The organism is Lysobacterales bacterium (genome assembly GCA_014946745.1).
In the GTDB taxonomy this organism is placed as follows: Bacteria; Pseudomonadota; Gammaproteobacteria; order Xanthomonadales; family Xanthomonadaceae; genus Aquimonas.
On record JADCRD010000001.1, the window covers coordinates 1,310,061 to 1,332,253 of the forward strand.

Sequence of the window (22,193 nt, forward strand, 5' to 3'; positions counted from 1 at the left end):
GAGGTCTCACCTGTCCTCTGTCGCCTGATCCATCTCGATCAGCGCCAAGGTCACCAGCTCGCGCACGGGCAGGCGAGCGTCCAGACGGCTGACATCGTGCTCGCCGAGTGGCCATTCGAGCGCCTCGAACTGGCTGTCGACCAGGCTGGACGGCATGAAGTGTCCGCGACGTCGCTCGTGGCGGGCGCGGGCGTTGTCGGGGCTCAGCTCAAGCAGCAGGAAGCGGGTGTTCCAGCCCACGCTGCGCAGGCGATCGCGATGGCTGCGTCGCAGCGCGCTGCAGGCCAGTACGCAATCGCTGTTTCGCGCGCGCAGGCCGCTGCAGATCGAAGCCAGCCAGGGCTCGCGCATCTCTTCGGTCAGGGGTTTGCCGGAGGCCATGTGGTTGCGATTGAGATCGCTGTGGAAGTCGTCGCCCTCGAGCATGGGCCAGTTGAGACAGGCCGACAGCGCGCGCGCCAGCGTGCTCTTGCCGCTGCCGCTGACGCCCATGCAGACCACAAGCTTGGGCGAACTCATGGCGAGGGCACTCGAACCTGCACCTGGTAGCGGCGTCCTGCCTGAAGGCCGCGCAGCCTTGCCTCCGGCAGCGTTTCGCCGTCAACGCTGACCGTGAGCGGCCCGGCATGGCGCTGGTAGTAAATCTCCAGTTCGGCACCGCGAAATCGTCGCGTCACTCGCGCCTCGTTCCATGCGGCCGGCAGCTGCGGCGCGAAGCGCAGGCCTTCGCGATCGCCCTTGAGGCCGAACAGGCCCTGCACCACGGCCCGCAGCAGCCAGGCCACGGCACCGGAGTTCGGCAGCTGGCTGCTGCGTCCAGCCGTCTGCGGATACAGCCTGTGCGCGCCGCGGTAGTAGTTGGGGATGAAACTCGGCAGCTGGCCGCGCGCGAGCGCGGCTTCTGAGTCCGCGCACGGCAACAGCTGGCGCAGCAGGGCATAGGCGCGCTCGCCCTCGCCACGGGCGTAGAGGCCGTTGATGTGGAAAGCGACGGCATGGCTGTACACCGAACCGTTCTCGGCCGAGCCCGGAAACTTCTGGGTCACCCGCCCGATGTCCTCGTGCAGTCGCGTAAAGGGCGGGTCGCAGAGCGCCAGGCCCGATGGCGACTGAAGGTGCGCGTCGACCGCGCGCAGCATTCGCTGCTGCTGATCGATCGAGGGCAGTCCGGCGAGCAGGGCCCACGCTTGCGGGTTCAAGAAGATGCGGCCCTCGTCATCGGCCTGGATGCCGAAGCGTCGACCGTGATCGGTGATGCCGCGCGCGAACCAGTCGCCGTCCCAGAGCCAGGTCTGCACCGTGGCGGCAAGCGCGTCGGCTTCCGTGCGTAGAGCGCTTGCTGGAATCGCCGCCAGCAGATCCGAAGAGCCCTCGCAGACCTCGGCCCATACGCGCAGCGCATGCACCAGCGCGATCGACAGCCAGCCAGACACGCCGCGGCCCAGGTGACCGACCATGTTCATCGGATCGCACCAGTCGCCGTGGCCGATCAGGCAGAGGCCACGTCCATCGCGCCGCTGCAGCAGCCAGTGGAGCGCGCGCTCGACCCGCTGGGCAACGCGGATCTCTCGACCGAGCCGATCGCGCACCGTGTGTTCCAGGAAGGCGTAGTCCCCCGATTCCTGCAGCCAGACCGCGAGGCAGATCGGCAGCCAGAGCGCATGGTCGGCGTGAGGAATCTGATTGATGTACTTCAACTCGGCATCGGGGTGCAGAAGAATGCCGTCGGGCAGGCCGAAATCCTCTTCCTGCTGTTCCAGCACGCGCAGAAAATGCGCGCGGGCGGCCTCCGGCTGCAGGAAGGCGAGCCCCATCGCGTCCTGCAGGTAGTTGCGGGTTTGCGGGTCCGTGCAGAAGCGGTTGGCTTCACCGAGATAGAGCGCCTGTCGACACAGCCAGGGCTGGACGAAGGCGTCGAATGGCGCATCGGGTGTCTGCGCGCGCAGTGCCTCGCGCGCGGGAGCCAGCGCGGCACTGCGTTCGACCAGGGCACGCTGGAAGCCGTCGCCGCTCAGATAGCGCTCGCGCAAGCCGCGAATCTCGGTCTCGTCGTGCGCCGGGCCGAAGGCGAAGCGGAGCGCTTCCGAGCCCGCGGCCGCCAGCTCGATGCGGTACTGCAGGCAGGCCGCCGGCACTTCGTACAGCGCCTCGCCGCCCGCGAGGTTCGAGGCGCGCAGGGCGTCCGGTGCGTGCAGGCCGCCCTCGCCCTCGAACACCGCTTGCCGGCATTCCCAGCTGTCGGGCTGGCGCGCATGAAGCAGAACCGTGTGGTCCTTGAGGCGGGCGATGCGCGGCCAGTCTTCGCGCTTCTGGTAGCCCGAAACGCAGCGCGCGACGATGCCGCCCAGCTCGCGCGAGTAGCGCGCCGACTGGTTCATCCAGCTCATGTAGCCGAGTGGAAAGTACAGGCAGACCCGCAGCCGCCGCGTCCTGGCCGCACGGTTGTCGAGTTGCAGCGTCCACAGCTCCACCGCGTCTGCGGGCGGCAGCCCGACGGACCAGCGGCAGTGCAGCTCTCCGTGCTCGACGTCCCAGTCGACGCCGTCGGGGCGGGCGCGGAAGACGAAGCGATCGGCGGGCGCTCGCACAGGCTCATGCGGCAGCGAAAACAGCGTGCCGCTGTCTTCGTCGACGATGTAGACGAAGCGGCCCGGATGATGAGCGTACAGCGGCTGCTCGGGCTGCAGGAAGGTCGTCGCTTCGAGCACGGGCGCCCGTGCGTACTTGCCGGGCTCGGGCTGCATGTGCAGCGCGCTGGCATAGCCGCGGCAGTTCAGCTGCAGCAGCAGGCTGCGGTTCCACAGAAAGGTGCTGGCCCGTGGCATCTGCCGTGGGCAGTGCAGCTCGACAGCATCCTCAAGGCAGCGGATCAGGGTGTTGGCGTGCATGCGGCTGTGCTTCAGTGGGGGGTGTCGGCGTCGCGTCGCTGCAGGTCCTGCTGGATCTGTTTGAGCTGCGCGCCGCTGAGCGGATAGGCGAAGGCGAGGCCTGCAGCGAGAAGCGCAAACACTCCGGGCACGAGGGTCTGCAGCAGCTGGATCCCGGCCTCGGATGCACCGCTCTGGGCCTTGTTCGCGGCGTAGCCAATGGCGGCCAGCACCCACAGCAGCACCGCTGCACCGAAGGAGCCGCCAAGCTTCTGCGAAAAGGTGGCAGCAGCAAAGGTCATCGCCGTGGCGCGGCGACCGTGCTTCCATTCGCCGTAGTCGGCGCTGTCCGCGTACATCGACCAGGTCAGCGGCGACTTGGGCCCGAGCGCCAAACTGATGAGGATGTTGAGCGCGAAGATCAGCGCGATATCCTCGGGCCCCACGAACCAGAACACTGTCGACAGCAGCGCTACGATCAGCATCAGCGCCGCCAGCAGTCGCGCCTTGTCGAACCGGCGGATCAGCAGAGGGGCCAGCGCGGCCCCGGCGGCGTAGGCCAGCATCTGCACCAGCAGATAGTTGGGCAGCAGGTCGGGGCGCTTCAGCCAGTAGGTGAAGTAGTAATAGGCCGAGCCTGCTCGCAGGGTGATCGTCAGCATGATCAGCATGGCGAGCCCAAACAGGATCAGCCACGGCGGGTTGTGCAGCAGATCGCGCAGATCAGTGGCAGGCGAGCTTGCTTGGCTGGGCGGCGGCGTAATGCGCTGGCGGGTGCTGGCAAAGGTCAGCGCAAACAGTACGCAGGCAATCACGCCGTACAGCGCCATCGTCAGCGGCCAGCCGCGCTGCGGATCGCCATCGCCCAGGTGTTCTACCAGCGGCAGGGTGAACTTGTTGACCAGCGCGCCGCCGCCGAACGCAAACAGAAAGCGCAGGCTGTTCAATGTGGTGCGCTCTTCGCTGCTCGCACTCATCACGCCGCTGAGCGCGGAGTAGGGCGTGCTGAGCACGGTGTAGGCCAGCATCAGCCCATTGAAGGTGAGGTAGGCCCAGATCAGTTTGCCGGTGTCGCCCAGATCCGGCGTGGTGAATGCGACGACGCCCATCACCGCGAGCGGCAGTGCGCCGACCAGCAGCCACGGACGGAACTGGCCGTAGCGACTGCGTGTGCGATCCGCTATCGCGCCCATCAAGGGGTCAGTGATCGCATCGAGCAGGCGGGTGACGAACATCAGCGTGCCCGCGGCGGCCGCGCCGAGCCCGAAGACGTCGGTGTAGAACGCCGCAAGAAACGACGCGATCGTTGTCCAGTACAGATTGAAACCGAGGTCGCCAGCGCCGTAGCCGAGCCGCTCGCGCCAACGCAGTGTGGCCTGGCGGTCAGCGGGCATCTGGGCGGAAGCGGGCGAAGAGTCCATTGGGGGGCCCTGTCAGGGCAGGAGCAGGATGCGGCCGAACACGCCGGCGTCGAGATACAGCCGGTTGCGATCACCGTCCACGGCTTCGACGTCGACATCGGCGACCAAACGGCTGCGCACGCCTGGGGCATCGCTGTCGCACCAGGCGAGGGCGAAGCCAATCACATCGCCCGCGTGCAAGGACTGCGGCGGCCAGGGCGTTCCGGGCTTCAGCCCAGTGGGGTCGGGATAGAGTCGGATTCGCGCTTCCCACACCAGACTGTAGGGTGCTTCCGGGCTGCGTCGCCACACGGATTCGACGTGTTCGTTGAGCAGCAGCGGCTGGCCGTCGTCGCCGATATCGACCACCTGGCCGTCGAGCGCAAGGTGATACGCGAACGCACTGTGCTTGGTCTTGTGGTCGCCGCCACTGGCGTCCGGATCGACGAGGATTTCCAGGGCGTCGTCGGCCCAGTAGTTCTTCAGGGGATCGGCTTCGCCATCGCTCAGCACGTCATCGCGGATCTCGGCCAGCAGATAGAGCGCGTCCTCGCGCCAGAGCAGTCGATAGCGACCCGAGAAGTCATCCTCGCTGCGCGGCGGCGCGCCGACCAGCACATGCGGCAGCGACCGCCACTCCGCCTTCAACCAGTCGGCCTCGTCGGCCCGGCCGTCCACCACGAGGGCTTCCGCAGCGCGGCGGATCTCGCGCACGTCGGCCTGCGCAGCACTGGCCTGTGTGGGACCCGCCGCAGCGACGGCCGAAATCAGCAGTGCACGCATCATCGACAAGGACCTCATCCCAGCAGCCCCACGCGCGCGGCGCCAAGGGTTCCCACATCGGCCGCGCCAATGCGGAAGGTCGGAGTGCGCGAGAGCAGCGGCGAGAACCGGCCTTTGTCGATGAAGGCCGTGCGGAACAGGGCCTCGCCTCGGGCATCGAGCACATGCGGCAGCAGACCGCCCGCGAGATAGACCCCCGCCCAGCCGCCGTAGAGCAGGACGGCGTCGCCAGCGAAGCGGCCAAGGATGCTGCAGAACAGATCGATGGCGCTGCGCGCGTCCGGATCGCCGGCGCGTGCGGCTGCGACCACCGCCTCAGAGTCGGGCAGACGCTGGTCGCGCCCGCGCGCCATGTGCAGGCAGGCGTCGTGCAGATTCACCAGGCCCTCGCCGCAGAGCAGCCGCTCGTAGGACACGCGGCCGTAGCGCTTCTGCAGAAAGCGCAGGATGAAGATCTCGCGCTCATCGTGCGGAGCGAAGCTGGCGTGGCCGCCCTCGGTCTCCAGCACCGCGAGCCCGCGCGCATCGCGCCGGATGGCCGCGGCGCCCAGTCCGGTGCCGGGGCCCAACACGACCTGCACGGCAGCGGTATCGAAGGCCGCGCCAGGCGCATTGCCGATCGGATGCAGATCGGCTTCGCTGAGCCCCGGTACGGCCCAAGCCACAGCCGCGAAGTCATTGATGACCTGCAGTTCGCGAAAGCCGATCCGCTGCTTGAGTGCACGGATCGAGAAGCTCCAGCGGCTGTTCGTCAGAATCACCTGATCGTCCAGCACCGCACCGGCAACGGCAAGCACGGCGCGTTCCGGCACTGGCTCGCCGCTTTCGCGGAGGTAGGTTTCAAGCGCCGACTCGATGCCCTCATGTTCGGCAACCTTCAAGCTGCGCTGGGCACCGAGGCGGACGCGCTCGTTCTCGCCGAGTGCGGCGGTGGCGAAGCGGGCATTGGTGCCGCCGATGTCAGCAGCAAGGCAGCGGATCTGCTGGGCAATGATGGGGTTGCGGCGGTTCTCAAGAAGCAGACTCATGGGCGAGGGTTCCTGACCGGCGCGCAGGCGAGGCGGCGCGGGTATGCTTGCGGACACGCAGTGCTGTCCGTCGGACGGTGCAGTGCAACAGGGGAAGCAAGCGCATGGCGGGTCGCGTCACCATCGACGACGTTGCAGAAGCGGCGGGCGTATCGCCCAAGACGGTTTCGCGAGTCATCAACAACGAGCCCAACGTGCGCGAGGAGACGCAGCTGCGCGTGCGCGCGGCGATCGAGAAGCTGAACTTCCGACCCGATCCGTCGGCGCGAAGCCTCGCGGCGAGCCGCTCGTATCTGATCGGTGTGGTCTACGACAACCCGTCTGACAGCTATCTGATGGAGATCATCAGCGGCGTGCTGGATACCTGTCAGGCCCAGCACTACCAGACCCTGCTGTGCCCCCTGCGCTTCGACCGCGCAGACCTGGTGCGCGAAGTCGATTCGCTGATCGCACAGTCGCGCCCCGGTGGGCTGGTGTTGACGCCTCCGCTCACGGACAACGATGAGCTGCTCGCGCATCTGCATGCGCAGGGCGTGCCGTTCGCCTGCATCTCGCCGAAGCGCGCCGAAGGCTGCGGCGTCACCTTCGACGAGCAGCAGGCGGCGCGTGACATCACTGCGCATCTGATCGCTCTGGGTCATCGGCGCATTGCGCATGTGCGCGGGCACGCAGCGCATGGTGCGTCGATCTGGCGCATCGATGGCTACCGCGAGGCCCTGCTCGAAGCCGGCCTTGAGTTCGATCCGGCGCTGCTGGTCCAGGGCGAGTTCTCGTTCGACTCGGGCATGCAGGCAGCGCGCATCCTGCTCGATCTCGAAGACGCGCCCACTGCGATCTTCGCCGCCAACGACGACATGGCGGCAGGCGTGGTGCGGGTGGCCTTGGAGCGCGGTCTGTCGGTGCCGGGCGAGCTCTCGGTCTGTGGTTTCGATGACATTCCGATCGCGCGGCAGATCTTCCCGGCCCTGACCACCGTGCATCAGCCGGCCCGCGAGATGGGCGCCACCGCCGCCGCTGAGCTGCTGAAGTGCATGCGCGATCCCGCACAGGCGACGATGCGCCGGGTGCCCTACAGTCTGTGCCTGCGTGCGAGCACCGGCCCCGCGCCCAAGGTTCGACGCGCGGTCAGGCGTGTGCAACAGCAGGCCACGTGAGGGAAGGGCTGACATGCTGGCGCCTCAACCCAGGCCCACGTAGATGACGATCAGCACGGCCGTGACCAGCGCTGCGCCGATGTTGAAGCCGGTACTGGTGGCGAAGCCGCCCGCCGGCAAAGGCTGCGACTTCGCCTGCATCTTCCAGCCCTGCAGCGCCGAGATTCCGAGTGCCAGCGCGCAGCAGGCGAGGAAGACATAGCCCACGCGGTCCATGAAGGGCAGGTCGGGCAGCCAAACGCGCGCTGCGATCGACAGCAGGAACGAACCCAGTGCGGCGGCCAGCGCGCCCATTGCCGTGGTCTGCCGGACAAACACTCCGAGCAGGAAGATCGCGCAGATACCCGGCGTGAAGAAGCCGGTGAACTCCTGGATGTACTGGAAGGCCTGATCGAAGCCGTCGAGCAGCGGGCGCGCGCAGACCACCGCGATTACCAGGGACACGGCGCCGACGATGCGCCCGCTGCGCACCAGTCCGTGCTCGCTGGTGTGCGGATGGAACTGGCGCAGCAGATCCATGGTGAACAGGGTCGCCACCGAGTTCATCATCGAGCCCACCGAGGAGACGATGGCCGCAATCAGAGCCGCAAAGATCAATCCACGGATGCCGGCAGGCGCCAGCTTCATCATCTCCGGATACGCCTGATCCGGGGCGCTTAAGTCCGGCACCAGGAACAGCGCGGCCATGCCGGGAACGACAATGATGAGCGGCATCAACATCTTCAGGAAGGCGGCGAACAGAATGCCCTTCTGGGCCTCCCGCAAGCTGCCGGCCGCCAGTGCGCGCTGGATGATGTATTGGTTGAAGCCCCAGTAGGACAGATTCATCACCCACATGCCGCCGAGCAGCACGCTCAGGCCGGGCAGGTTCGACCACTGCGGATTGTCGGGCGAGAGAATCATGTCGAAGCGCTCGGGCATGCGCTCGTACATCGTGGCGAGGCCGACCCAGGCGCCTTGACCCTCTGCGACGCGGTCCAGCGAGATCCAGGCCACGATCAGCCCACCCAGCACCAGCAGGACGACCTGCACGATGTCGGTCATCGCCACCGCCCGCAGCCCGCCGTACAGCGAGTAGGCCAGCGAGAACGCGGCCAGGGCGAGCAGGCCCAGCATCATGTCGAGGCCGGTGAGCGCGTTGATCGCCAGTGCGCCCAGCCACAGCACCGAAGTGAGATTGACGAAGATGTAGACGCCCAGCCAGAAGACGGTCATGACCGTCTTGACGCTGCGGTCGTAGCGCTGTTCGAGGTACTGCGGCATCGTGTAAATGCCCGAGCGCAGCATGACGGGCAGGATGAACTTGCCGACCAGGATCAGGGTGATCGCGGCCATCCATTCGTAGCTGGCGATGGCAAGGCCCATGGCATAGCCCGAGCCGGACATGCCGATGATCTGCTCGGCCGAGATGTTGGCGGCGATCAGTGAGGCGCCCACCGCCCACCAGGGCAGGGCGCGGCCAGCCAGGAAGTAGTCGCTGGCGGTGCGTTCGTGCCCGCGCGGCTCACGCGAGATCCATGTGGCAAGCGCAATCAGGCCGACCGCGTAAATCGCGACAACGGCGAGGTCCAGCGTCGAGAGTGCGGACACGAGGGCTCCTTGGCCCACGCGGTGGACCTTGGGGTGCTTCGGAAAAGAACGGCGCGAAGTCGGGGAGAGCTGCGCGCCGTGTGGCTAACGCGAAGGGCCGCGCGGCGGCGGCTTGCCAGAACCGGCGCGCGGCGGCAGGAACGCCGCGCGCCGCTAGTCGCATCAAAGCGACGCGACCAGACTCGGAGCCTGCAAGCAGGCGCTTAGAACTGGTAGCGCACGCGCAGGCCGTAGGTGCGCGGATCGTTCAGGAAGCGGATGTTCAGCTGCGAACCGACCAGCGCTTTCTGCGAGACGTCATCGCCCAGCAGGTTCGAGCCCCACAGCTCGAAGCGCCAGCTGCTGCCGCCCGGGCTGAAACCCAGGCCCGCATTGATGGTCGTGTAGGCGCTCTGTCGATCCGGGAAGCCGGCTGCCGCCGCGGTTTCGGTGCGGGCAATGGCACCAGAGGTGTTCGACACGAATCGGACGTCGCGGTTGTTGAACTGGGTCAGGTAGTAGGCCGAGCGATAGCTGGCGAGAATCTGCCAGTCGAACAGGCCGTTGCCCAGCTCGAACACATGCTGCAGTCGAGCGTTCAAGGTCAGCTTCGAGGACAGCGGCAGCTCGTTGCCGGAGAGATCGATCTCGGAGGTGATGCCGCCCAGGCCGAAGTCGATGCTGCGTACGTCGGCCACGACGCCGCTCTTGATCTCGGTGTCGAGCAGCAGGGCGTTCAGGCTGAGGGTCCAGTCCTGCGAAAGACTGAGAATGCTCTCGGCTTCAAGTCCCATGATCTCGGACTTGCCGACGTTGCGGTTGGCCAGTGCGAAGCCCGTGGCCTCTCCGGTTTCGGGGTTGAAGGCGATGGCGGTCAGATCCTGGAAGACCTGGTCGCGGTAGTCGTAGTAGAAGCCGGCCAGGTTGAAGGTCGAGCGCCGTCCGAGGAAATCGAAGCTCTGCTTGGAGCCCAGCTCGAACGCGGTGATCTTCTCGGGCTTGTAGGTTTCCGGGATGACGTTGATGTCGAAGCTGTCGTTGAAACCGCCGGACTTGTGGCCGGTGCTGATCGTGCCGTATAGCAGGTGATCGTCCGAGAGGTCCTTCTCGAAGCCGATGCGCCAGTCGTTGAAGTTGAACTCGCTGCTGCCCTCCTGCTGCGCAGGGATGCCGAGCGCGATCCACGGGTGCGAGCCGTTCGGTGTGCAGCTGAGGTTGGTGCCGCCGGTGTCGGGCCGGTCAACGCAGCCGCCGTTGGGGTTGGTGCCGTTCGCGATCGGGCCGATCTGCTGGAAGATCGTGTCGTTTCGGCCCGCTGCCAGAATGCCCTGCAGCAGGAAGCGCGCGCGATCCGCGTTGGTCGTGATGTTGCGAACATCGAAGTTGGGCCGACGGGTCAAGGCCGGCAGGAAGCCCGGCGTGCCGAGTCGCACCGAGAAGCAGCAGCCGTCCGCGGCACCAAGGCCGATCGTCCAGTTGCCGCCGATGCCATAGCGGTACTTGGACTCGTCGGTGTAGCGCAGGCCGCCCTTCAGGCGGAAGGTGTCGGTGACGTCGAAGGTGCCATCGCCGAACACGGCCCAGGATTTGCCGTTGACGTCCGGCATCGTGAATTCGGTGCCGGAGTAGAACACTCCCTTGTCAGCCAGCGAGAACAGGCCGACTTTCTGGTCTTCGTTGAAGTAGAAGCCGCCGGCAGTCCAGCGGAAGCGCGCGGAGTCCGGCGAGAACACCAGCAGCTCATGGGTCTGCGACTTCGACAGGGTCTCCCAGTAGTTGGTCGAGAACAGGTCGTAGTCCGGACGCGAGCCGTCGCTGCTGCCGGGCGGGCGCTGGGTCAGGTTGCGGCCCGGCCAGTTGACGCCCGCGCTGTTGGCGTTCGTCTGGGTGTAGTCCACGTCGCGGTACGACGTGTTGTACTCCACCCGCAGGCCACCGAAGTCGTAGCCGATGCTCGCCATCACGCCCTTGTTGGTCGAGTCCAGCGTGCCCTGGTTGCCGAAGTACACAACCTCGCGCAGGTCGATGTCGTCAGGGTTGAAGCCTTGCAGCGCGGCGCCGTAGATGTTCGCGCCGGGGTAGCCGGTGCCGCCTTCCTGTCCGTAGTCACCCATCACGAAAACACGCAGCGCCTCATTCGGCTCCCACAGGAAGGACACGCGCGCGGCGTCCTCGTTCTGATAGCCGGCGGGCTTCAGCGAACGGTCGCCCACGTTCGTGTACGAGGTTTCCTTCTCGACGTGATAGCCGGAAACGCGCAACGCAGCCGTCTGCCCGAGCGGCAGGTTCAAGCCGAACTCGCCGCCGACGTGGTCGCGGCTGCCGAACTCGCCCAGTGCATAGCCACTGGTCTCGCCCAGCTGCGGCTTGACGGTGACGATGTTGAGGGTGCCGCCGAGCGCATTGCGGCCGCGCACGGTGCCCTGCGGACCCTTGTTCACCTCAACGCGCTCGACGTCGAAGAACATCGCGCCGAGGCCGCGCGGGCGCGCGATGTAGGCGCCGTTGATATGCGGCGCTGCACCCGGGTCGCCCAGCTCGGTGTTGTTCGATGAGCCGACGCCGCGAATGAAGATTTCGACGTTGCCTTCCTGGTTCGCGATGCTGAGGCCAGGAACGGCGACCTGCACATTGCGCAGCTCGTTGTTGATGCCGAGCGCCTTCAGTTCCTCACCGCTGAAGGCCTGGGCGGTGCCCGCGTACTTCTGCAGGTCCTGCTCGCGCCGGTCTACCGTAACGGTAATCGTGTCTAGCTCCTTGGCGCGATCCTCTTCGGTGGGCTCCTGCGCAAGTACAGGTGCGGCAAGCACCACGGCGGTGAGTGCCACGGCTGTCGCGACGGCCAGACGGTGACGGCGCGGCGTCGGCCGGCCCAGGTTGTTGGTGCTGCGCATTGTCGAACCCCTCCCGGCGCCTGCGGCTGTCTACGCCCGTACGCCCGTTGTCTTTACCAATCTCACCCGACGCGGCGCGGCGGGCGTTCTCAACGCATCGGCTTGCGACGCCGATGCGGTGCTGCTACCGCAACCTCGATAACCCCTCTCAGGGGGTTATCGGGTGGCGGGACACTCCACGACTGCGTCCGCGTCGGTGCCCAGTTCGACGCCGGCGATGCGCACATCGGTCCCCTTGTCTGCAGACAGCCGCAGAACGGTGTCTACCCGCTGCGTGGCCAACCCCGCGTTGCGCAGACATTTCAGGGGCAAAGCAAGCCTCTGCCACTCTCCGAGGCGCGCGCCCAGCGCTGCACCCACGTCCAATGTCGCGCCGCAGTCTTGACCGCAGCCCATGCCAAGCTTCACGCCCTGTTCGCCGAGTGTGTCAACCCGCAGACGCACCACCAGACGCACGTCGCCGTTGGTTTCGCGTTCGATGTCCACGGCATCCGCGAGGCTGAGGCGAAGTTCTGCCGGGCCGGACCACTGCAGCCGCCGCGCGTCCTCCTGAGCCTGATGGTCGACGGCTCGAATCGCGAGCTGGTCCGAGCGGCTGCGGGCCGGCCCGTTGCCCTCGACCTGCTGCACGCCACCGGCATCGACCAGTTCGAAACGTGCGCCCGGCGCCAGGCTTCCGCGTGCGAACCACTGGCCTGCACGCGTGGTGCTTGCCAGTTGGATCTCCTCGGGCAGCGCCGCCACTTCGCCTGCCTCGCCGTAGCGCAGACCGTGGCCGAACGCGAACAGCGGCGCGTAACCTTCATCGCCGACGTTCAGCCGGTACTGGTCGGGGCGGGCGGGCCAGGAGAAGGGCAGCTTGCCGTGGAAGTCGTGCTGAACCGAGCCGTCGCCAGCGCGCAGCAGGACGTCCGCGACGCCGCCGCCTTCGCTGCCCGGCAGCCAGGCCGCGACAAAGGCGTTCGACGCATTGATCTCACGGTTGACCCATAGCGGACGGCCGGACAGGAAGACCGCGACCACGGGAATGTTCTCGCTGCGCAGACGCCGCAGCAGCTGCAGGTCGCGCTCGTCGTCGGGCCGGTACACCAGGGTGTCGATATCGCCCTGGAACTCGGCGTAAGGGTCTTCACCGAACACCACGACCGCGACGTCGGGGCGCGTTGCAAAGCGGCCATCCAGCGCCAGTTCCGCTGTGCCACCGGCGGCTTCGATCTGCGTGCTCAAGCCCTTCCAGATCGAGGTGGCGCCCGGAAAGTCGGAGGGCTGGGTGCCGGTGCCTTGCCAGGTCAAGGTCCAGCCGCCGCTTTGCTTGGCGACGCTGTCGGCGCCATCGCCGGCTACGCCGATGCGAGCACGCGGGTTCAAAGGCAGCAGTTGCGCTTCGTTCTTCAGCAGCACCAGCGAGCGCCGCACGGCGTCACGGGCGACGGCGCGATGGGCGTCGGCGCCGATCAGCTCGAAGCGGCCGCCAAGCGCGCGCTCTGAAGGCTTGGGCGCTTCCATCAGGCCTGCAGCAAGCTTGACGCGCAGGATTCGCGACACCGCTTCGTCCAGCCGCTCGGGGCTGAGCCGCTTGGCGCGAGCGGCAACGAGTGTGTTGTCGTATAGGCCGCGCCAGCTGTCGGGCGCCATGAACATGTCGACGCCGGCCTCGATCGACGCCGGGCAGTCCGTCGGCGTGCAGCCGGGGATCTGGCCGTGGCCGTTCCAGTCGCCGACCACGAAACCGTCGAACCCCATGCGTCCGCGCAGCACATCGGTCAGCAGGCCGCGGTGACCGTGCAGCTTGATCCCGTTCCAGCTGGAGAAGCTGGCCATGACGCTCTGCAGACCCGCTGCGATGGCAGGCGGATAGCCGGGCGCGTGAATGTCGCGCAGCTCCGCTTCACTGACCCGCGTGTCACCCTGGTCGCGTCCATCCATGGTGCCGCCGTCGCCGACAAAGTGCTTGGCCGACGAGAGGACCTTGTCCTCGCCAAGGAAGCCTGGCGTGCCCGGCACGCCCTGCAAACCGTGCACGACGGCGGCGGCATAGCTGGCGACAACGGCGGGGTCTTCCGAGAACCCTTCGTAGGTGCGCCCCCAGCGGTCATCCCGCGGCACGGTCAGGGTGGGTGCGAAGGTCCATTCGGCGCCGGTGACGCGCAGCTCGCGCGCTGTGATTTCAGCGATGCGCTGCACCAGCGCGGGGTCGCGTACTGCACCCAAACCGATGTTGTGCGGGAACAGGGTCGCGCCAACGACGTTGTTGTGGCCGTGCACGGCATCGATGCCGAACAGCAGGGGAATCGCGGTGCCGCCGCGGCTGGCGTTGGCAGCATGAAACGCATCGGCCAGAGCCAGCCATTCCGGCGCGGTGGCAAAGGCTTTGCCACCCGGCGCTGAGTTCCCGCCGGCAAGGATCGAACCGAGCGGGTAGCGGCGCAGATCATCGGGCTGGATGCTGGCGATGTCGGCCTGGATGATCTGGCCGACCTTTTCTTCAAGCGTCATCCGCTCCAGCAGCTCGCGGACGCGGGCTTCAATCGCATCTTCGCGCTTCACGCTGGATTGGCCTTGCGGCCATTGCTGGGGGTCGACGACTGAAGACAAGGCGGCGGACTCCGTCGCCGCAGCGCTTGCGCCCAGCGCGAGCGAGACGGCGACCGTAACGTAGCGCAGCGTGTGCGCCCCAAACCTCTTTTGCGGAGCCGCAGTTGCTCGCGACGCGGGCTGATCGAGGCAGCCGGCCGTATTGAGTGAACTCACGTTGTCCCTCCCACCGCTTGGATTGCGCTCGCATCGCGCGAGCCTCGGGCGTCTTTATGCGCCGTGGACGCTAACTTTGCGCAATTTGACATCGCTGTCAATCACTTTCGGAGCGCGATTGCGAATTGTCCATTGCCTGCCCGGACGTGCGCGCCCGCGGAAGCCGTGGGCTCACTTTCGATGCTGCATCGCGCTATCGGGAGAGGCGGGGGCAGACGTGAGCGATGGGGTCAGTGCGGCAGCGCGAAGAGACTTCTCGCGTTGGCGCTGGACTGTTCTGCCACCTCCTCAACCGACGCGCCGCGGAGGCTGGCGATGCAGGCAGCAACTTCGACCACACGCGAGGGCAGATTGCGCTGTCCTCGATACGGCATCAGCGGCTGGTCGGGCGCGTCGGACTCGAGCAAAAGGAACTCGATCGGCATGCGTGCCACCAGATCGCGCAGGCGCTGGGCGCGCGGGTAGGTCACCGGCCCGCCGACGCCGAGCGAGAAGCCAAGCTCGAACAGCTGCCGCGCCTGCTCGCTGCTGCCGGCATAGCTGTGCACCACGCCGCGAAGATGGCCGCGGTAGCGCCTCAGGGCGATCAGCGTGGCCTCCACCGCGCGGCGCGCGTGCAGGATCACCGGCAGGCCAGCTTCGGCAGCGATTGCCAACTGCGCCTCGAAGTAGTGATGTTGTTCGGCCGGTTCCAGCGATTCGACGAAGAAATCGAGGCCGAACTCGCCCACCGCGACCGGCCGCTCGCGCTGAACCCATTGGTGGAGCAGGTCGAGATGCTCGCGTCGATGCTCTGCAAGGAACATCGGGTGCAGGCCGTAGGCGGGAAACAGGTCGGGCTCGCGTGCACAGAGCGCACGAAGCCCCCGCCAGCTTGCGGCAGTGACCGCGGGAATCACTTGCGCGACAACCCCGGCCGCGCGTGCCTGGGCCAGCACCGCGTCGCGGTCGGCGTCGAACTCGGGCGCGTCGAGATGGCAGTGGCTGTCGATCAGCGGCATGCCGGAATCGACCTTCAGGGCCTGTCGACGCGCCGCGCTTCGCCCTCGATGGGCGGGCGCTGCGGCGACTGTGCGGCCCCGTCCTGGCCTGCATCGCGACGCTGCTTCCAGCTGGCCAGCAGCAGGCCGCCGGCGAGCAGCAGCAGCTCATCGACGAAGGGCAGGGGGTCCGGCACCAACAGAGTGACCAGGAACAAGGCGCCGGTGACCAGCGCCAGCTGCGGAAACCGCAGGCGCTGCAGGTGACGGCGCAGAAAGTTCGGCAGCAGGGCGAGCAGGAAGCGCGGCATTGGGAACCCGGGAGTGGGGAGGGTGGATTCGTGATTCGCAGGGCGGGCTGACGCGAGCGGTGAGTCTGCGCCGGTGCCTTGGCCGAGGTTAGCGCGTGTTGAGCGTTCGCGCGTTCACACGTGCTGATCCCTGCGGCGAGCGCACACGGTGTTTCCGGGCCCGAAAACGTGACAGGCCCGCGCGTGGCGGGCCTGTCTTGTGTCCAGCGATGTGGCAGCGCTTAGCGACTGCGCTCGCCGCCCTGGGCGCGACGCGGCTGGCCCGAAGGCTGGCCCTGCGGCTTGGGCGTGGCGTTGCCGCCGCCTGCACCCTGAGCGCCGGAGCGACCGCCGCCGCCGCTGCGACGTGCGCCGCCGCCGCGCCGCGCCTGCGGCTTCGGCGCGCCGCTCGGACGCGGAGCCGGGCGGTTCACCTGCAGTGGCTGCGTGGGCTCGAAGCCCGGCACCACTTCCTGCGGAATCTCGCGGCCGATCAGCTTGTGGATGTCGCGCAGCTGGCCGACTTCCTCGTGGCAGACCAGCGAAATCGCATGACCCGTGCTGCCGTTGCGGCCGGTGCGGCCGATGCGGTGCACGTAGTCCTCGGCCACCATCGGCAGGTCGAAGTTGATCACGGCGGGGAGCTGGTCGATATCGATGCCGCGCGCGGCGATGTCGGTGGCCACCAGGGTGCTGATGCGGCCGGACTTGAAGTCGCCCAGCGCCTTGGTGCGCGCGCCCTGGCTCTTGTTGCCATGGATCGCCGCCGCGCGAAGGCCGGCGGCTTCCAGCTGGCGGACCAGACGGTCCGCGCCGTGCTTGGTGCGACTGAAGACCAGCGTCTGCCGACGGCTGTCCTGGCTCAGCACGTGCAGCAGCAGGTCGCGCTTCTTGGCGGTGTCGACCGGATAGACCACGTGCTCGATCATCGCCACCGTGCTGTTGCGCGGGGTGACCTGCACTTCCGACGGGTTCTTCAGGAACTGCTGGGCCAGCTCGCGGATCGGGTCAGCGAAAGTGGCCGAGAACAGCAGGGTCTGGCGGGTGTGCGGAACGCGGGCGACGATGCGCTTGATCGCCGGCAGGAAGCCCATGTCGAGCATGCGGTCGGCTTCGTCCAGCACCAGCACCTCGATGTGCGACAGATCGATAGTGCCCTGGCCCATGTGGTCGATCAGGCGGCCGGGCGTGGCGACGAGGATGTCGACGCCGCGGCGCAGCGCGTCGATCTGCGGGCTCATGCCCACGCCGCCGAACACGGTGGTCGAGCGGATGCGCAGCTGCTTGCCGTAGTCGCGGATGCTTTCCTGCACCTGGGCGGCCAGCTCGCGGGTGGGCGTCAGCACGAGTGCACGCGGGCGTTTGCCCTGGGCCGGCTGGCCACCGGCGAGGCGCTGCAGCAGCGGCAGCGCGAAGGCGGCGGTCTTGCCGGTACCGGTCTGGGCGCCGGCCAATACGTCGCGACCTTCCAGCACCAGCGGAATGGCCTGCTGCTGGATTTCAGTGGGCTGCGTGTAGCCGAGATCGGACAATGCGCGCAGCAGCGGGCTCGCAAGCCCGAGGGATTCAAACGACATTGGGAGTTCCGTGAAGGTCCCGAGCGCTCCCTGCAACCGCGCTCAAGGGATACATCGACTGGCGAGGATTCGCCTGCGACCGTCGACGCGAACACCGCGTCGAGGACAGCTCCGAGAATGGGAAAGGGCGGCGGCTGGACCCGGCGGTTTCCGTGCGGCCTGCGGCCGGTCATGGAAACTTGAGGCCCTGGGGAGAGCGCACGGCACCTCGGGGCAGCGCGGAGACTACAGCACGCGGCGCTCGCGGTCACTTCAATTCGTGTGAACTCAGCGTATTGCGAACGCTGGCGTTCACAGAATGCGTTTGGCGCCGAGGTAGTGATCGCGCCAGTAGTGCCCGTCCAGCGCGTCCAGGCGCACGGTGCCGCCGCTGCTCGGCGCATGCACGAAGCGGCCTTCGCCGACGTAGATGCCGGCATGGTTGACCCGGCCTTGCGCGCCGAAAAACACCAGATCCCCCGAGGCGAGGTCCGGGCGTCGCACTTCGCGGCCGCGCAGGGCCTGCAGCTCGCGCGTGGTCCGCGGCAGGCTGAGCGCTGCGGCCTGGCGGAACACGTAGCCGATCAACCCACTGCAGTCGAAGCCGCCCTCGGGCGTGTTGCCGCCGAAGCGATACGGCGTGCCGACCAGCGAGATGGCCAGAAACAGCACATCCTGCGCGACATGGCCGATGACGCCTGCGCGGCCGTGATCGGCAGTCGGTGCAGGCTGCGAAGGCGCTTGCGGACGCTTGGGCGCGGAGCCGCAGGCCGCCAGCGCGAGCAGGCTGAGCCCGAGGGCCCATCGTGGCGCGCCGTGACGCAGACGCGGGCGCCCGCTATCCTTGCGCGTTTCGTCCAAACCGTTCACCAGCGAAGACCCCCAGCATGAAAGTCGAAGAAAACCGCGTCGTCCGTTTCCATTACACCGTGTCCGAAGGCGGCCGCGAAGTCGAGAGCTCGCGCGGCGTCGGTGAACCCTTGGCCGTGTTGTTCGGTAAGGGCGGACTGATCCCCGGCGTCGAGAAGGCGCTTGCAGGCCGCGATTCCGGCGACACGGTCCAGGCCGAAGTGAGCCCGGAAGAAGGCTACGGCCCCTACCGCCCGGAGCTGACTCAGCGTGTGCCGAAGAAGCACTTCAAGAACATGCCGCTGGCGGTGGGCCAGACCGTGGTGATGCAGACACAGCAGGGCCCGCGTCCGATCACCATCAAGAAGGTCGGCATGAGCGTGGTCGACATCGACCTGAACCATCCCATGGCCGGCAAGCAGCTCAGCTTCGACATCGAGATCGTGGAAGTGCGTGAAGCCACGCCCGAAGAGATCGAGCACGGCCACGTCCACGGCGAGGGCGGCGTGCAGCATTGATCCGGCGCGCGTAGGGCGTCGGGGCATACAGCCCGGCGCCTTGCGCGGGCTCCGCCGACACCGCCTTGGCGCGCGGCGATTCGCCCATCAAGTCGCGCGCGTCAGGCCCCTTAAAGGCAGAAGGCCCGCTCTTCCGAGCGGGCCTTCTGGCGTTTGTCTGGTGCCCAAGAGAGGACTCGAACCTCCACGGGTTGCCCCGCTAGTACCTGAAACTAGTGCGTCTACCAATTCCGCCACCTGGGCAGGTGTCTTGCGGTGCGCGTCTTGCGTTGCAGCCCCGAAGAGCCGCGCACTTTACGGATCGAGACTTCGACTGTCAACGGGCAGGCGAGGAATATTTTGGTCGGGGTGTACCATGCGCAAATGAGCAAACGCCCAAGCAAACCCGGTCCGCGTCGCGCGACCGGCACCAAGTCCTCCGGCGGTACGTCCGCCTCCTCTTCCAGGCCGCGCGGCAAGGCCTCCAAGCCGGCGCCCTGGCTGCCCGATCTGCCTCCCGCGCCCCTGCCGCCGCCACCTTCGCGCACCGCCTCGCCTGACGACGTGCTGCCCCGACCCCGTGGTCGCCTGCCGAAGCCGGCGGTGATCGACCCCTATGCCGAGCGCGAGGCCAGCAAGTACGAGAACCCCATTCCGAGCCGCGAGGCCATCCTCAGCCACCTGGAGTCCAAGGGCGAGCCGGTGACCGCCGAGGAACTCGCTGCGGACCTGCAGCTGACGGCACCGGAGCGCTTCGATGCGCTCGGCAATCGCCTGCGCGCAATGCTGCGCGACGGGCAACTGCTGGTGAATCGGCGCGGCGGCTACGCGCCAGCCAAGAAACTCGATCTGATTGCCGGCGTGGTGCTGGCGAACGCCGACGGCTTCGGGTTCCTGCGCCGCGATGCGGGCGGCGACGACGTGTTCCTGCCGCCCATGCAGATGCGCCAGGTGCTGCACGGCGATCGCGTGCTGGTCAGCATCACCGGGCTGGATCGGCGCGGTCGCCCTGAAGGTGCAATCGTCGAAGTCCTGGAACGACGCACGCAGCGTGTGGTCGGCCGCTTCCAGGAAGCCGACGGCATCGCCAGCGTGGTGCCCGACGATCGCCGCATCCATCAGGAAATCCTGATTCCGCTGAACGCGCGCGGTGAGGCGCGCAGCGGCCAGATCGTCGTCTGCGAGATCACCCAGGCGCCGTCCTCGCACCGCCTGCCGATCGGCCGCATTCTGACCACGCTCGGTGAGGCGCTGACGGCCTCGCTGGCGGTCGAGATGGCGATCCACGGTCACAACATTCCGAACGTCTGGCCCCAGACCGTGCTGGAGCAGGCGGCTGGCGTCAGCCTGGAGGTCGGCGCACACGAGATCGGCGAGCGCGTGGACCTGCGCGATCTGCCGCTGGTCACCATCGACGGCGAGACCGCGCGTGATTTCGATGACGCCGTGTATTGCGAAACCACCCGCAACGGCTATCGCCTGATCGTCGCCATCGCCGATGTCTCGCACTACGTGCGTCCGGGCACGTCACTGGACGACGAAGCGCAAAAGCGCGCGACCTCGGTCTATTTCCCCGGCTACGTCGTGCCCATGCTGCCGGAGACGCTGTCCAACGGCATCTGCTCGCTGAATCCGAAAGTGGACCGCATGTGCTTCGTCTGCGATATGCGCATCAATGCGGACGGCGAGGTCACCAAGGCGAGCTTCTACGAAGCGGTGATGCGTTCGCATGCGCGTCTGACCTACACCCAGGTGTGGGCCGCCGTTGGCGAACAGGACGAGGGCGCGCGCGCGCAGCTGGGCGCGGTGCTGCCCCATGTCGAGAACCTGTACGCGCTCTACCACGTGCTGGCCGCGCAGCGGCAGCGCCGCGGCGCGATCGAGTTCGAAAGCACCGAGGTCGATTTCCGTCTCGGCCCGGCGGGTGAAGTCATCCAGGCCGCGCCGCAGCCGCGCAACGACGCGCACAAGCTCATTGAGGAATGCATGATCGCGGCCAACGTGCAGGCCGCGCTGTACCTCCTGAAGAAAAAGATCCCCGCGCCGTACCGTGTGCACGATCGGCCGCCCGAATCGAAGTACGGTGAGCTGCTGGAGTTCCTGAAGGGCTTCGGTTTGAAGCTTCCGGAGTGGTCGAAAGTGGTGCCGGCCGACTACACCGCTCTGCTGCGCAAAATCCGCAAGCGCGAGGACTGCGAACTGCTGGAGACGGTGCTGCTGCGCTCGCAGGCCTTGGCGGTCTACCAGCCCGAGAACATCGGCCACTTCGGCCTCGCGCTGGAGGCCTACGCGCATTTCACCAGCCCGATCCGCCGCTACCCCGACCTGCTTGTGCACCGCGCGATCAAGCACGCACTGAGCGGCGGTCGCGCCACCAGCTACCTCTACGCCGCGCACGACATGGCCGCGCTCAGCCTGCAGTGCAGCGAGCGCAGCCGGCGCGCGGAGGAGGCCGAGCGCGAGGTCGACGAGCGCTACCGCTGCGCCTTCATGGAGCGCCACGTCGGCGCCGAGTTCGACGGCACCATCGCCGGCGTCACCAGCTTTGGACTGTTCGTCGAACTGGATGAGTCGAAGATCAGCGGCCTGGTGCACGTCACCCAGCTGCCCAATGACTACTACCACTTCGATCCGGCTCAGCGCCTGCTGCGCGGCGAGCGTCAGGGCCGCGTGCACCAGCTCGGCGACAAAGTGCGGGTGCTGGTGCTTCGCGCTTCGATCGAGGATCGCAAGATCGACTTCCGTCTGGTCGAGGGCGGCAAGAAGTCGAAGAAGGCCGGAGTCAGCCGATGAGCGACTGGATCGCCGGCATCAATGCCGTATCAGCCGCGCTGGAAGCCGGTCAGGACCTCGCCGAGGTGCTGATCGACGGCAAGGCCAAGAACCCACGTCTGGCCGAGATCGGCAGCACCGCCAAGGCCGCGGGCATCGCCCTGCGCTTCGTGCCCTTGGATCAGATCGAACGCCAGGCCGCTGGCGCGCGGCATCAGGGCGTGATCGCGCGCGTGCAGTCGACCCGGATCTACGACGAGCGCGACCTCGAAGGCCTGATTGAAGCGGCGGCGAAGCCTCTGCTGCTGATCCTGGATGGCGTGCAGGACCCGCACAACCTTGGCGCCTGCCTGCGTTCTGCCGCCGCTGCCGGAGCGACTGCAGTCATCGTGCCCAAGGACCGAGCGGCCACGCTCACGCCTACCGCGCGCAAGGTCGCCGCCGGTGGCGCCGAGCGCGTACCGCTGGTGCGGGTGACCAACCTCGCGCGCTGCATGAAGGATCTGAAGGACGCCGGCATCTGGATCGTCGGCTTGGCCGGTGAGGCCGAGTCCAGTCTGTACGGCGTCGATTTGAAGGGCCCGATGGCGATCGCGATGGGCGGCGAGGGCGAGGGTCTGCGTCGCCTGACTCGCGAGCACTGCGACTACCTCGCGAAGATTCCGATGGCCTCAGGCATGGAAAGCCTCAATGTGTCGGTCGCGGCCGGCATCAGCCTGTTCGAGGCCCTGCGTCAGCGCGGTTGATCGCAGCCCCGCCGGAGCGTTCCAGCGGGGGCTGTGCGACTCGCGCACTGGCGATGC

At 67.4% G+C, this 22,193-nt stretch carries 15 protein-coding genes, 1 tRNA gene and 1 pseudogene; 4 read left to right on the forward strand and 13 right to left on the reverse strand.

Going from position 1 to position 22,193, the window contains the following annotated elements; all coding sequences use genetic code 11:
- Window positions 1–6 precede the first annotated feature (6 nt).
- From H4O13_05260 to glk, 5 genes are read right to left on the reverse strand one after another with little or no spacing between them, the layout of a single operon-like run.
- Window positions 7–519 carry an AAA family ATPase gene (locus tag H4O13_05260; protein MBE5314796.1) on the reverse strand — a complete coding sequence of 171 codons (513 nt, stop codon included), beginning with the start codon at window positions 517–519 and terminating at the stop codon, window positions 7–9.
- On the reverse strand, window positions 516–2,888 hold the full coding sequence (locus H4O13_05265; protein ID MBE5314797.1) for a hypothetical protein: 2,373 nt from the start codon (window positions 2,886–2,888) through the stop codon (window positions 516–518). The genes H4O13_05260 and H4O13_05265 overlap by 4 nt, the downstream gene beginning before the upstream one ends.
- Before the next feature lie 11 nt (window positions 2,889–2,899).
- Window positions 2,900–4,288, reverse strand: coding sequence for an MFS transporter (locus H4O13_05270; protein ID MBE5314798.1), 1,389 nt, complete (start codon window positions 4,286–4,288; stop codon window positions 2,900–2,902).
- A gap of 12 nt (window positions 4,289–4,300) precedes the next feature.
- Complete coding sequence (locus H4O13_05275; protein MBE5314799.1) at window positions 4,301–5,059, reverse strand: sugar-binding protein; 759 nt, start codon at window positions 5,057–5,059, stop codon at window positions 4,301–4,303.
- Window positions 5,060–5,064: 5 nt separating this feature from the next.
- Complete coding sequence (gene glk, locus H4O13_05280) at window positions 5,065–6,078, reverse strand: glucokinase (protein ID MBE5314800.1); 1,014 nt, start codon at window positions 6,076–6,078, stop codon at window positions 5,065–5,067.
- A gap of 104 nt (window positions 6,079–6,182) precedes the next feature.
- Between glk and H4O13_05285 the strand changes: the two genes are divergently transcribed.
- Window positions 6,183–7,232 (forward strand): LacI family DNA-binding transcriptional regulator, encoded by a 1,050-nt coding sequence (locus H4O13_05285; GenBank protein ID MBE5314801.1) that lies wholly within the window; start codon window positions 6,183–6,185, stop codon window positions 7,230–7,232.
- A 24-nt stretch (window positions 7,233–7,256) separates the two neighbouring features.
- On the opposite strand, the gene H4O13_05290 is transcribed toward H4O13_05285, so the two are convergent.
- From H4O13_05290 to H4O13_05320, 7 genes and pseudogenes are all read right to left on the reverse strand, one after another.
- Complete coding sequence (locus tag H4O13_05290) at window positions 7,257–8,822, reverse strand: sodium/solute symporter (protein ID MBE5314802.1); 1,566 nt, start codon at window positions 8,820–8,822, stop codon at window positions 7,257–7,259.
- Window positions 8,823–9,025: 203 nt separating this feature from the next.
- Window positions 9,026–11,695 (reverse strand): TonB-dependent receptor, encoded by a 2,670-nt coding sequence (locus H4O13_05295; GenBank protein MBE5314803.1) that lies wholly within the window; start codon window positions 11,693–11,695, stop codon window positions 9,026–9,028.
- A 156-nt stretch (window positions 11,696–11,851) separates the two neighbouring features.
- Window positions 11,852–14,191, reverse strand: a complete 2,340-nt coding sequence (locus H4O13_05300) for an exo 1,3/1,4-beta-D-glucan glucohydrolase (GenBank protein ID MBE5314804.1) — start codon at window positions 14,189–14,191, stop codon at window positions 11,852–11,854.
- Between the two features lie 485 nt (window positions 14,192–14,676).
- A complete protein-coding gene (locus H4O13_05305; GenBank protein ID MBE5314805.1) occupies window positions 14,677–15,447 on the reverse strand; it encodes a TatD family hydrolase in 771 nt (256 codons plus the stop codon).
- A gap of 98 nt (window positions 15,448–15,545) precedes the next feature.
- Window positions 15,546–15,737: pseudogene (locus H4O13_05310) on the reverse strand (hypothetical protein).
- Between the two features lie 221 nt (window positions 15,738–15,958).
- Window positions 15,959–17,293, reverse strand: a complete 1,335-nt coding sequence (locus H4O13_05315; GenBank protein ID MBE5314806.1) for a DEAD/DEAH box helicase — start codon at window positions 17,291–17,293, stop codon at window positions 15,959–15,961.
- 291 nt (window positions 17,294–17,584) lie between these two features.
- A complete protein-coding gene (locus H4O13_05320; GenBank protein MBE5314807.1) occupies window positions 17,585–18,097 on the reverse strand; it encodes a C40 family peptidase in 513 nt (170 codons plus the stop codon).
- 62 nt (window positions 18,098–18,159) lie between these two features.
- Here H4O13_05320 and H4O13_05325 point away from each other — a divergent pair, with 62 nt between their 5' ends.
- On the forward strand, window positions 18,160–18,639 hold the full coding sequence (locus H4O13_05325; GenBank protein MBE5314808.1) for a peptidylprolyl isomerase: 480 nt from the start codon (window positions 18,160–18,162) through the stop codon (window positions 18,637–18,639).
- 158 nt (window positions 18,640–18,797) lie between these two features.
- Here H4O13_05325 and H4O13_05330 read toward each other — a convergent pair.
- Window positions 18,798–18,882 (reverse strand) — tRNA-Leu (locus H4O13_05330).
- Between the two features lie 120 nt (window positions 18,883–19,002).
- Here H4O13_05330 and rnr point away from each other — a divergent pair.
- Together rnr and rlmB are read left to right on the forward strand one after the other, a co-directional pair.
- A complete protein-coding gene (gene rnr / locus H4O13_05335) occupies window positions 19,003–21,411 on the forward strand; it encodes a ribonuclease R (GenBank protein MBE5314809.1) in 2,409 nt (802 codons plus the stop codon).
- Entirely contained in the window at window positions 21,408–22,136 is a 729-nt protein-coding gene (rlmB, locus tag H4O13_05340) for a 23S rRNA (guanosine(2251)-2'-O)-methyltransferase RlmB (GenBank protein ID MBE5314810.1), read from the forward strand. Before rnr ends, rlmB begins: the two co-directional genes overlap by 4 nt.
- Window positions 22,137–22,193 lie beyond the last annotated feature (57 nt).

Excerpts from the sequence above, each read along its gene's own strand:
- rlmB (MBE5314810.1), top strand. The coding sequence starts at position 21,408 with ATGAGCGACTGGATCGCCGGCATCAATGCCGTATCAGCCGCGCTGGAA.
- H4O13_05270 (MBE5314798.1), bottom strand. The coding sequence starts at position 4,288 with ATGGACTCTTCGCCCGCTTCCGCCCAGATGCCCGCTGACCGCCAGGCC.
- H4O13_05260 (MBE5314796.1), bottom strand. The coding sequence starts at position 519 with ATGAGTTCGCCCAAGCTTGTGGTCTGCATGGGCGTCAGCGGCAGCGGC.
- H4O13_05315 (MBE5314806.1), bottom strand. The coding sequence starts at position 17,293 with ATGTCGTTTGAATCCCTCGGGCTTGCGAGCCCGCTGCTGCGCGCATTG.
- H4O13_05285 (MBE5314801.1), top strand. The coding sequence starts at position 6,183 with ATGGCGGGTCGCGTCACCATCGACGACGTTGCAGAAGCGGCGGGCGTA.
- H4O13_05265 (MBE5314797.1), bottom strand. The coding sequence starts at position 2,888 with ATGCACGCCAACACCCTGATCCGCTGCCTTGAGGATGCTGTCGAGCTG.
- rnr (MBE5314809.1), top strand. The coding sequence starts at position 19,003 with ATGAGCAAACGCCCAAGCAAACCCGGTCCGCGTCGCGCGACCGGCACC.
- H4O13_05325 (MBE5314808.1), top strand. The coding sequence starts at position 18,160 with ATGAAAGTCGAAGAAAACCGCGTCGTCCGTTTCCATTACACCGTGTCC.
- H4O13_05295 (MBE5314803.1), bottom strand. The coding sequence starts at position 11,695 with ATGCGCAGCACCAACAACCTGGGCCGGCCGACGCCGCGCCGTCACCGT.
- glk (MBE5314800.1), bottom strand. The coding sequence starts at position 6,078 with ATGAGTCTGCTTCTTGAGAACCGCCGCAACCCCATCATTGCCCAGCAG.
- H4O13_05300 (MBE5314804.1), bottom strand. The coding sequence starts at position 14,191 with ATGACGCTTGAAGAAAAGGTCGGCCAGATCATCCAGGCCGACATCGCC.
- H4O13_05305 (MBE5314805.1), bottom strand. The coding sequence starts at position 15,447 with ATGCCGCTGATCGACAGCCACTGCCATCTCGACGCGCCCGAGTTCGAC.